Annotated in this window: 18 protein-coding genes; all 18 read left to right on the forward strand. The window is 42.2% G+C overall.

Translation table 11 applies throughout. From position 1 onward, the window contains the following. A partial coding sequence (locus DXA87_RS17140) for a zincin-like metallopeptidase domain-containing protein (RefSeq protein WP_117505490.1) occupies positions 1-858 on the forward strand: 858 nt, incomplete at its 5' end. 411 nt (positions 859-1269) lie between these two features. Further along, complete coding sequence (locus DXA87_RS17145) at positions 1270-1785, forward strand: phosphoadenosine phosphosulfate reductase (protein ID WP_242998134.1); 516 nt, start codon at positions 1270-1272, stop codon at positions 1783-1785. Between the two features lie 12 nt (positions 1786-1797). Continuing rightward, positions 1798-2286, forward strand: coding sequence for a JAB domain-containing protein (locus DXA87_RS17150; RefSeq protein WP_117505494.1), 489 nt, complete (start codon positions 1798-1800; stop codon positions 2284-2286). A gap of 210 nt (positions 2287-2496) precedes the next feature. Further along, positions 2497-2748 (forward strand): hypothetical protein, encoded by a 252-nt coding sequence (locus tag DXA87_RS17155; RefSeq protein WP_117505496.1) that lies wholly within the window; start codon positions 2497-2499, stop codon positions 2746-2748. A gap of 23 nt (positions 2749-2771) precedes the next feature. Further along, complete coding sequence (locus DXA87_RS17160; protein ID WP_117505498.1) at positions 2772-3332, forward strand: hypothetical protein; 561 nt, start codon at positions 2772-2774, stop codon at positions 3330-3332. A gap of 146 nt (positions 3333-3478) precedes the next feature. Then, positions 3479-3682, forward strand: a complete 204-nt coding sequence (locus tag DXA87_RS17165; protein WP_117505500.1) for a hypothetical protein — start codon at positions 3479-3481, stop codon at positions 3680-3682. A 180-nt stretch (positions 3683-3862) separates the two neighbouring features. Continuing rightward, complete coding sequence (locus DXA87_RS17170) at positions 3863-4144, forward strand: hypothetical protein (RefSeq protein WP_117505502.1); 282 nt, start codon at positions 3863-3865, stop codon at positions 4142-4144. Positions 4145-4236: 92 nt separating this feature from the next. After that, positions 4237-4446 (forward strand): hypothetical protein, encoded by a 210-nt coding sequence (locus tag DXA87_RS17175; protein ID WP_117505504.1) that lies wholly within the window; start codon positions 4237-4239, stop codon positions 4444-4446. 16 nt (positions 4447-4462) lie between these two features. Continuing rightward, complete coding sequence (locus DXA87_RS17180; RefSeq protein WP_117505506.1) at positions 4463-4933, forward strand: hypothetical protein; 471 nt, start codon at positions 4463-4465, stop codon at positions 4931-4933. Positions 4934-4952: 19 nt separating this feature from the next. Further along, the gene (locus tag DXA87_RS17185) at positions 4953-5132 is read left to right on the forward strand and encodes a hypothetical protein (protein ID WP_117505508.1); all 180 of its coding nucleotides are present in this window, start codon (positions 4953-4955) and stop codon (positions 5130-5132) included. A gap of 20 nt (positions 5133-5152) precedes the next feature. Continuing rightward, positions 5153-5800 (forward strand): hypothetical protein, encoded by a 648-nt coding sequence (locus tag DXA87_RS17190; RefSeq protein WP_117505510.1) that lies wholly within the window; start codon positions 5153-5155, stop codon positions 5798-5800. Between the two features lies 1 nt (position 5801). After that, a complete protein-coding gene (locus DXA87_RS17195; RefSeq protein WP_117505511.1) occupies positions 5802-6023 on the forward strand; it encodes a hypothetical protein in 222 nt (73 codons plus the stop codon). A 208-nt stretch (positions 6024-6231) separates the two neighbouring features. After that, positions 6232-6420, forward strand: coding sequence for a hypothetical protein (locus DXA87_RS17200; protein WP_117505513.1), 189 nt, complete (start codon positions 6232-6234; stop codon positions 6418-6420). A 60-nt stretch (positions 6421-6480) separates the two neighbouring features. Next, positions 6481-6624: a hypothetical protein gene (locus DXA87_RS18070; RefSeq protein ID WP_158553101.1), complete on the forward strand. Its 144-nt coding sequence runs from the start codon at positions 6481-6483 to the stop codon at positions 6622-6624. 15 nt (positions 6625-6639) lie between these two features. Further along, complete coding sequence (locus DXA87_RS17205; protein ID WP_117505515.1) at positions 6640-7095, forward strand: hypothetical protein; 456 nt, start codon at positions 6640-6642, stop codon at positions 7093-7095. Positions 7096-7302: 207 nt separating this feature from the next. After that, the gene (locus DXA87_RS17210) at positions 7303-8238 is read left to right on the forward strand and encodes a DUF5688 family protein (RefSeq protein WP_117505517.1); all 936 of its coding nucleotides are present in this window, start codon (positions 7303-7305) and stop codon (positions 8236-8238) included. 29 nt (positions 8239-8267) lie between these two features. Beyond that, on the forward strand, positions 8268-8528 hold the full coding sequence (locus DXA87_RS17215; protein ID WP_117505519.1) for a hypothetical protein: 261 nt from the start codon (positions 8268-8270) through the stop codon (positions 8526-8528). Between the two features lie 32 nt (positions 8529-8560). Further along, positions 8561-8749 (forward strand): hypothetical protein, encoded by a 189-nt coding sequence (locus DXA87_RS17220; RefSeq protein ID WP_117505521.1) that lies wholly within the window; start codon positions 8561-8563, stop codon positions 8747-8749. Positions 8750-8879: the final 130 nt, after the last annotated feature.

Consider the following 8879-nt stretch of genomic DNA (forward strand, 5'->3'; position numbering starts at 1 on the left):
ATTGTAACGTCCAGGATCATTAAACAGTTGGAAGCCGGCGTCATCCCGTGGAAGAAACCGTGGAGCGGCGGAGAATCAGCATTTAACAGGATCAGTAAAAAACCATACTCGGTTTTGAACTGCATACTCTTATCCCATTCTGGAGAGTATGCCACCTATAAGCAGTGGCAGAGCCTCGGAGGACAGGTGAGAAAAGGAGAGGAATCCGAAGTGGTCGTTTACTGGAACTGGGTTCCGGTAAAGAATGCCGAGCAGAAGGAGGACGAAGAAGTTCTTATGAAGCCGGTATTACGCTACTACAACGTGTTCCATATCTCTCAGGTAGATGGTGTGGAGCCTTTACCGGTTGAGGCGGAGAAGAACAAGCTGGAACCGATTGACGAAGCAGAAAGGATCAAAGATACCTATCTTTCAAGAGAAAGTGCTTTGAGACTGGTGATCGAACATTCGGACAAGGCTTATTACAGTCCTTCCAGGGACTGTATTGTAGTTCCTAAGCTTGATCAATTTATGGATCCGGCGGAATACTACAGTACGATGTTCCACGAAATGATTCACAGTACCGGACATAAGATGAGGCTGAATCGTCTGGAGTCCGGGGCTGAGGCTGCATTTGGTGGAACTGAATACAGCAAAGAGGAACTGGTTGCTGAAATCGGAAGTGTGATGATCCTCGGAAAAGCTGGAATCGAGACATCCAGTACGATCAAAAACAGCGCCGGATATATTCAGTCCTGGCTGCGGGTACTGAGAAATGACTCCAGATTTATTGTTTCCGCCGCAAGCAAAGCGGAAAAAGCGGTGGAATATATTTACACCGGAAAAAGAGAAATTAAAGAAGAGAATAGAAAGGAGTAATACCTATCCTCGTGAAACGAGGTTGTACAGAGATTAGTCTGGTAAATCTGTAACGGTACTTGTGTGATGCGCCCTGAAAACAGGACGTATTTTTGTTACCGTAAATCGAAAGATTTCGTAAAATACGGCGGAGTGGCTGTGCCTCACTAAGCACTTAATAATGCATCCAAGCCGATTACCGTGTTGCCATTATCCAGGATCTGGTTAGTGGCTGGTATGAAAGTATGTTGGTTTTCGACTGGAATTAGTAGTTTTGTGGCTTGTTATCTTGCTAAGGATGTTGATGAGATTATATATACGCGTGTAGCAAATCAGCATCCAGACAGTGACCGTTTCTTGCATGATTGTGAGAAACTTTTGGGGCGCAAAATTACGATTATCCAGTCTGAAGAATATAAGGATGTGGATGACGTGATCGAAAGAACCCGATGCATCAATACTCCATATGGAGCACCATGTACGGAACGCTTGAAAAAACGGGTCCGCATGCAGTGGGAGCGGGAGCATCCGGATCACCATACCTATGTGTGGGGATTTGATGTAAACGAAAAAGACCGTGCGGAGAGTATTGAAAAAGCTTTGAGTGATTATGATCATGAGTTCCCTCTGATCGACAATCATCTGATCAAAGAGGAAGCACATGGAATCGCTTATAAGCTCGGTCTGAAACGTCCGATTCTCTACGATATGGGATATAAGAACAACAATTGCCTCGGCTGCGTGAAAGGCGGCATGGGGTACTGGAATAAGATCCGGAGAGATTTCCCGGAGGTGTTTGCCCGTAGGGCGAAGCAGGAACGGGAAATCGGGCATAGCTGCATCAATGGCGTGTTCCTGGATGAGCTTGATCCCGATCGCGGAAATATCAACACCGAGATCATGGAAGACTGCACCATCGCGTGTCAGCTCCTGACCTGGGGAAAATAAAGGAGGAATAAGATGAAAGTGATAAAATATAAAGTCCTCTTAGATGAGGAAAATAAAAATATCCTGGTAAAGGAGAGCGCACAGCTCTATGCCAGTGAAAAAGGAGAAATGAATACTCCGGCACAGATCGTACACCTGTGTAATGATGTGTTGCAGGCGAACCGTTTGGCAGAGGAGCATTTATGGCTGCTTGCATTTAATACCAAGAACAAACTTTTGGGGTTGTTTGAGGTATCGCACGGAACCGTCAACGGCTCTTTGATCACGCCAAGAGAAATCTTTGTCAGACTTTTCTTGTGCGGAGCTGTCAGATTTGTGCTGGTACACAACCATCCGAGTGGGGATACAACTCCATCGGCAGAGGACATACATGTGACCCAGCGCATTCATATGGCAGGAGAGATGATGGGGATTCAGTTTTTGGATCATATCATTATCGGAGGGGATACTTATTGCAGTATGCGAGATCAGTACAGCAAACTGTTTGAGCAGAAGCAGTAGACAATTCCCGGAAGGACTGATATAATAGGGTTATCAGTTTTTATCTCGTATGTAAATGGAAATCAGGTTCACGGCTCCGTTTTGGGGCTGTGAACCTTTTTTTGTAAAGAACTGAAATAATTGAGTGGAAGGAGGGCAGCAGCACCAACACGCAACCAAACTTAAATAAAAAGGAGGAAGTTCGGATAAGAATGGATCTGAACGACAGGCATGAACTGGATCGATGAAATTTTCAAGAGATTAAAAAATACGCCGGATGGGGAAATCTGGTGTGATAATGAGACAGAGATCTTATGTAAAACGGAATCCGCTGCAAATGCCATAGCCGATTTGCTGGAGCAGCTTTATGAGTCCCAGGGAGAGGAAATCCTGGTGAATACCGGATATTATGATCCAAAGGAAGATCAGAGAAACGGTGAAGAGGATAAATACAGCGGCTATTGGTATGTTACGGTTGATTGAAATAAGAAAGGAAGGATTGGATTATGCGTCTGGAATATACAGAAGAGCAGGAGAGACAGTTAAGAATAACGGAATTAGAGGCTGTTCTTGATAATGGACTGTATGAAAATGAGGAGGACAAACAGTCCTTAGAACTGGAATTACAGTCTTTGCAGAAAAATACAGATAAAAAGGAGAATATCATGAATGAGTGGTATAAGACCGATGATTTACAGTGGTGCAAATCATTGGGAAATAGAAGATACAAATTCATACAGGCGATATGCCTTGGCAGTATGTGGAGCGATATCTGTCCGGCTAATGCAAAGGACAATTACAATGTATGCTCTGGATTGATCGATCTGAATGACTACAGTGAGGAAGAAATAGAGTCAGTAATCTCTTCCTATTACGATAGTTATTCCGACATGCTGAGGTCCTATGGTGTCTCAAAGGAAAATGCGCGGGATCTTGATTCGATTGTTGCAGAGTGCATTTTTGAGGAGGAATGCCTTATCGAGGATCATAGTCATGGAATGTTTGAAAAAGATAAGGCTGTCCAGTATATTGAAACCTGGATAAAGCGGTGGAGTATCTATATTTAGATGTAGAAGCAAATTCTGTCGAAGAAGCAAAAAAATTGCAGAGGAGGCAGATGGAGGAGAATTTACGTAACACCAGCTGTGTGGAGGCTGGGAGTTTGAAGACGTTGTTGATGAAAACGGCAACGTAGAATAATAGGAGGTATAGCATGTATCGGACATATGAATTGACGGATAAAGAAATCGGGAAGATCACACGGCTCCGCTGGGATGGAGACACATATTATTATGATGTGTTTGAGTCCCAGGAAGAATGCGACAAAGAGCAGGAACGGTTAGATCGGATTGCTGCTGAGTATGAAGAGAAAAAAAGAAAATATATGGAATACTTAGATGGAAAAAGTTCCCTCTAATCCATGAACTATTTTCGTCTGCTTCATAGAAACAGTGGACAATTTAAAAAAGAACTGATATAATACGAATATCAGTTTGTGATTGTATGTAAAGGGAAATTAGGTTCATGGTTCCTTCGGGAGCCGTGGACCTTTTTTGCGTGCAAAAACTGAAAAAATAAAAGAAAAGAGGAAAAGAATATGGTAAACAGATATTTGGAAATGAGCACAGCCCATTTAAAAGAGGAAACAATCGGGATGTTAAAAGATATGGATATCCCGTACTGTGTCAACTATGAAGAAGGAGTATTTATCAGCGTTCTGGATCTGGATCATATCGATGCTCAGATGAGAAAATTATATGATGAACTTCCAGAAGATCTGCGGATACTTCAGGACTATGCCAGAAAATTAGGAGTATCCCTTATCTGGCTGGATCGGGATGCAGACATAACGGAAGGACTTCCAGTGTATGAGTGGTAGGTTTATATCATGGATGAAAAGAATGAAAGACAGCCACGACCGTGCCAGCTTCCAAGTGGAATGATCGTGTAGATAACTGAAGGGAGTTAAATATGAAGGAAACTTTAAAAAAATTGATGAAGGACTATTTGGAAGCGAATGGATATGACCTATCAGAAGAAAAAATGGATGATTTGGTTGATGAATACGAATCAATGCAAACATTTACTGAACTTGAGGACGGAAGCTTTGAAATGGTAACCGGAAACACTTATGACGAAGTAAGTGACTGGATAAGGCATAAAGCAATTTGGTGGATATAAGAAGGAGGAGCAGGAAATGAATGTAAAGGAACTGGATGTACAAATACAGAAAGAGCGCGATCATATGAGTGAATTATATGCTCAGATAAAGGAATGCGAAAAGCGGGAAGAACGCTTGCTTGTGGAACGAAAAGCAGCAGAAGTGTCCGAAAAAGAAGCCTTTATTGATAAATGGTTTCGTGACAATTTTGGCATCCAGAATCAAAAAGAGGCGCGGATGAGATCCGTCTTCCTTGTGTTTGACGAGTATGGAAAGTTTGTCAAAACGGTCACAACTGGATATGGAGAAGCGTTTCCATATGTTGGTCCCATTAAAGATGAAGATACACTGGAGCACTGGTTAAGTAAAAATAAGCTGTATGCGCACAGAGCTTCATCTTTTTGCGACAGAAATCCGGACTGGTATAAGAAAACATTCAAAGACCAGTTGGAGAATTTGGGTTGGACGTTTTGCAAAAATGGAAAATTAAAAGCGACAAAATGGTAATGCAAAAGGAGACATCGGTATGGCGTATTATAGCAGCCCGAAAAAGTATGAAGATGCGACCGGAAAAAGATTTACAACTAAATGCAGCTGCATTCATGTATCTGGAAGCGTCAGAGGCATGGTAAAGCTTGGATTTTGGGATAAATCCAGTGACAAGGTAAGACATGGAAATTGGATTTATCAGCAGCCAAAGAAATAAAAGAAATGGAGATAATGAATATGAAAAAATATTTAGTAAAGAAGACGAAAACAGAAGATTATGAAGATAAAGATCTTTGCGATCATTATTGTGGATGCAAGTATTCCACTGAAAGAATCAATGATGAGATTCATAAGGATTCCCGGAAGATCGATAAAAAGAAGACCCAGGGAATGAAATACCTGGTATGCACATTAAATGATGAGGAGTATGCGCGTCCTCATTTTTCCGTGCATTCGAAGCTGGAGGATGCCTTAAAAGAAGCGTTAGATGCCGCAAATGAATTCCTTTTAGCATCGGAAGAGAACGGCACCATTGAAATTAAAAATAGTCGGACAAGGGTTGAAACAACAATCCAGTCTTGTCCTGAGTCAGACTTTTTGGTTTCCGAGATTTTACCGTTTGATCCGGAGAAGGGAAAAAATCTTATTATCTGGCACCATGCATATGATGGTGTTGACTTTGACATAAGATACCAGGCACATGATCGCTATGATTGCCTGGAAAAGCGTAAAGAGATGATAAGAAAAGCATTCGCGGAACGCGAGGGGCTGACCGAATATAATGAGAACTTCGATATCGAGGAGGATAGCTGTATTGATACCGGAGACGAGTGGGAAGTATTTTCGATTGAAAACGCGGATGCATTAGAAAAAATGGATGTATAGGATGGATGATATTGCGGAATATATCGAATATCAGAGAGGAGTGACGAGGATGAGGAGAAAAACATATGGCAACGTGTTGAAAGCGGGAAAACTCATAGAAAAGAAAGGCTATGGAAAAAAAGAGGCATTGGAAATCGCAGTGCAGTGTTTTGATAACCTGGCAGCCATGAATAATGAAATGTCTGTTGAGTGGTTGATCGAAAAAATTGCACCGCGAGAGTAGAAAAAGCTCCGCACCGTATAGACAAGTGAACGAAAAAATGGTATGATGTATATATCAGTTTTATTGTACGATATGTTTAAGGAAAAAAGGTCCATTGCTCCTTTGGGAGCCGTGGACCTTTTTTTGTGCAAAAAACTGAAATAGAAAAGAAGGAGGGTAGCAGCATAGAATATGCAACCACAAAAGAACCAAAGGAAGGAGAAGTCAGATGAACGATAAACAGGGAGCTGTTGTAAAATGCGGGATCGCGATCTGCGAGAAACGGGATCTTTTGAACCGGATATTTTGCAACAAGCTCATCGACCTGGATGATACCTGCTCGGATGAAATGGTAAACTTCTATTGGAAGTGCTATAAGGCAGGCTGGGACATCGCAGATGCGGATTGCTATGCATAGTTAAATACACTGTTTGACTATGATATCGGCATGACGCATGCGGATGGAATATCCAAGACGTTGTATGAACGTGATCTTGATCCCATGGAACTCGGGGCAAAGGACCAGAATACGTTGACTGAAATCTGCAGAGAGCTTGAAATCGATGTGGATTTTGATCGATGGATCCAGGAAGAGCCGGAGTGCATGGTGTACTGGAATTAGGAGAGGAGGAAAAACATGGCAGCAGGATTTGAGGCATCGCTGATAAAGCAGTTTAATCACTGCAATGCGATTGCAGCGGATATCCTTGATAATAATAAATCAAAGGAGATTCAGGAGTATGCAAAGAAATTTGCTGAAATTGAAAGCCCTTTGGTTGGCGGAACGGAAGCTGAATGGATCCGGATCAATTGGGGAGATATTTATATCTTCTTATGTGATGACGGAAACATTCGATACCAGGTTGATCCGTTAGGGGAATACGGTGGTGAACTCATTGACATGTGGAATTGTGAAAGGGAAGATTTCATAAAAGCCATCTTGTCATTGGAAGAGCCGCCGATCATCCGGGACGGCGTTACGATTTATGAATCAGCCGATCCGATTGAAGAGCCGGATCTGTACGTTCCGATGAAACAGAGAAAAAATATATCACCTACGAAGAACCGTTTGAGGGAAAGAGCTTTACGCTGAAGCAGATGCGGGGGATATATAAAAAAATGGTAGAGAAAAAGGAATACCAGGATTTTGAAGCATGGCTTCTCGATATGGTGCGCAGTGGCGTTTTCGAGGAGATCATGGAATAAGACTTTGTAGAGAGGAATTCAGGAGGGTTCCTCTTTTGCGTGAAATATCACTCCGTCCGGATATGGGGGGAGAAAAAAAGAAAGGATAAGAATCATGATGAAAATTAACGGATTTGTAATGGAAAATTTAAAAAAAGTAGAAAGCAAATTAAAGGATCACGGCTTTACGACAAAGATCATGACAAATGACAGCGAAAGTTATGAGGACTGGAATCTACTCTTTGGTCATGATCAGATTCTTATGCGTATAAAAGCTGTGAGCGCAATGAAAGAGATGCTCACAGTGGGAATAGCCGCCTTTGTGGATGAGCTGGTGAAAGGCTATAAAGGAACACCGCAGAATGTGCTCTCACTCACGGAACTCTTGAAAAATAAGGAGTGGGTTGAGAGCCATTTGACAGTACGCGTGCTTTCTGCATTTCCGGAGACAGAGCTGGATCAGACTGACAGAATCAATCAGGATACAAAGTTCGAGGGAATCCGGAGCTTCTTGTATCTTAATATTGAGGAATTAAAAGATGCAAGAATGGGAACATATGTCTCTCCGGCTGTATTGCAGGCAGCAGGTATTTCTCAGGATGAAGCATGGGAGTGTGCAAGTAAGAATGTTGCGGATTCCTGTGAAATCAAGAGCGTGAAGGAGATCCTGATCGAGAGATATCCGGAATTTTATGATACAGAAGTTGCCGTATCGTTTTTAGATGCCGGAATACCGGAACCGGAGATGTATGTCATGACAAATGAGTCTGCCGCTTATGGTGCAGCAGCCATCCTGAATGACGAAGTACTCCGGGACTTCGGAGAAAGGATCGATTGCCGCCAGATGATCGCCATTCCATCAAGCATTCATGAATTTATTCTTCTGAGAGCGAGTGATGGAGGTGATGCGGAAGGTTTGAGAGAGATCATCAGAAACATCAATCTCAGCGAGGTACTTCCGGAAGAAAGACTTGGGAATTTTCCGTATCTGATCACGATCGGTGCGGATGAGGTCCAGGTTTCTGCATTGAATGGATCAGGTAGAGCATAATTTCAAAATAACAAGGAAGGAGCATTTCCATGAAAGCATATAACATTCAGTGGGACACGGACGGCGATCTGGACGTATTTCTGAGTCTGCCGAACGAGATCAAAATTCCGGATGGGATGGTAGATGAGGATGAGATCTCCGACTACATCTCGGATCAGACGGGATGGTGCCATTATCGGTTAGATGTGCTGGAAGGGTGCGAAGATAACCCCGTATATAGAAAAGAAATCCAGGAGATCCGTAAGGAATTATCTGAGATTCAGGAATATATAAAAACGGAGCTTTTTTAGTTTGGTCTTGGATTACATAAGGAGAATACGATATGGACAGAGTAAAAAAATGTGAAAACTGCAGGCATTTCTTTTATGACAATTCTACTGGCGCATCAGATTGCGGACAGGTAAATGAAATGTCCGAAGAGGATATGGATCATTATTTCATGGAGGGAAATGAAAATTGTCCGTGCTATGAAGAAGATGATGATTATATGGAAGAGCCACCGCTTCTGTAGTTAATCTACAGAAATAGTAGATAATTTCTTGGATAGCTGATATAATATGTTTATCAGTTTATTGTATTACATGTAAAGGGAAATTAGGTTCATGACTCCTTCGGGAGCTGTGGACCTTTTTTTGTGCAAA

Source organism: Desulfotomaculum sp. OF05-3 (assembly GCF_003435535.1).
GTDB lineage: Bacteria > Bacillota > Clostridia > Lachnospirales > Lachnospiraceae > Pilosibacter > Pilosibacter fragilis.

Coding starts and splice junctions, on each gene's coding strand:
- DXA87_RS17210 (WP_117505517.1), top strand. CDS start 7,303: ATGATGAAAATTAACGGATTTGTAATGGAAAATTTAAAAAAAGTAGAA.
- DXA87_RS17190 (WP_117505510.1), top strand. CDS start 5,153: ATGAAAAAATATTTAGTAAAGAAGACGAAAACAGAAGATTATGAAGAT.
- DXA87_RS17160 (WP_117505498.1), top strand. CDS start 2,772: ATGCGTCTGGAATATACAGAAGAGCAGGAGAGACAGTTAAGAATAACG.
- DXA87_RS17165 (WP_117505500.1), top strand. CDS start 3,479: ATGTATCGGACATATGAATTGACGGATAAAGAAATCGGGAAGATCACA.
- DXA87_RS17220 (WP_117505521.1), top strand. CDS start 8,561: ATGGACAGAGTAAAAAAATGTGAAAACTGCAGGCATTTCTTTTATGAC.
- DXA87_RS17170 (WP_117505502.1), top strand. CDS start 3,863: ATGGTAAACAGATATTTGGAAATGAGCACAGCCCATTTAAAAGAGGAA.
- DXA87_RS17180 (WP_117505506.1), top strand. CDS start 4,463: ATGAATGTAAAGGAACTGGATGTACAAATACAGAAAGAGCGCGATCAT.
- DXA87_RS17155 (WP_117505496.1), top strand. CDS start 2,497: ATGAACTGGATCGATGAAATTTTCAAGAGATTAAAAAATACGCCGGAT.
- DXA87_RS17215 (WP_117505519.1), top strand. CDS start 8,268: ATGAAAGCATATAACATTCAGTGGGACACGGACGGCGATCTGGACGTA.
- DXA87_RS17205 (WP_117505515.1), top strand. CDS start 6,640: ATGGCAGCAGGATTTGAGGCATCGCTGATAAAGCAGTTTAATCACTGC.
- DXA87_RS17200 (WP_117505513.1), top strand. CDS start 6,232: ATGAACGATAAACAGGGAGCTGTTGTAAAATGCGGGATCGCGATCTGC.
- DXA87_RS17195 (WP_117505511.1), top strand. CDS start 5,802: ATGGATGATATTGCGGAATATATCGAATATCAGAGAGGAGTGACGAGG.
- DXA87_RS17185 (WP_117505508.1), top strand. CDS start 4,953: ATGGCGTATTATAGCAGCCCGAAAAAGTATGAAGATGCGACCGGAAAA.
- DXA87_RS17175 (WP_117505504.1), top strand. CDS start 4,237: ATGAAGGAAACTTTAAAAAAATTGATGAAGGACTATTTGGAAGCGAAT.
- DXA87_RS17150 (WP_117505494.1), top strand. CDS start 1,798: ATGAAAGTGATAAAATATAAAGTCCTCTTAGATGAGGAAAATAAAAAT.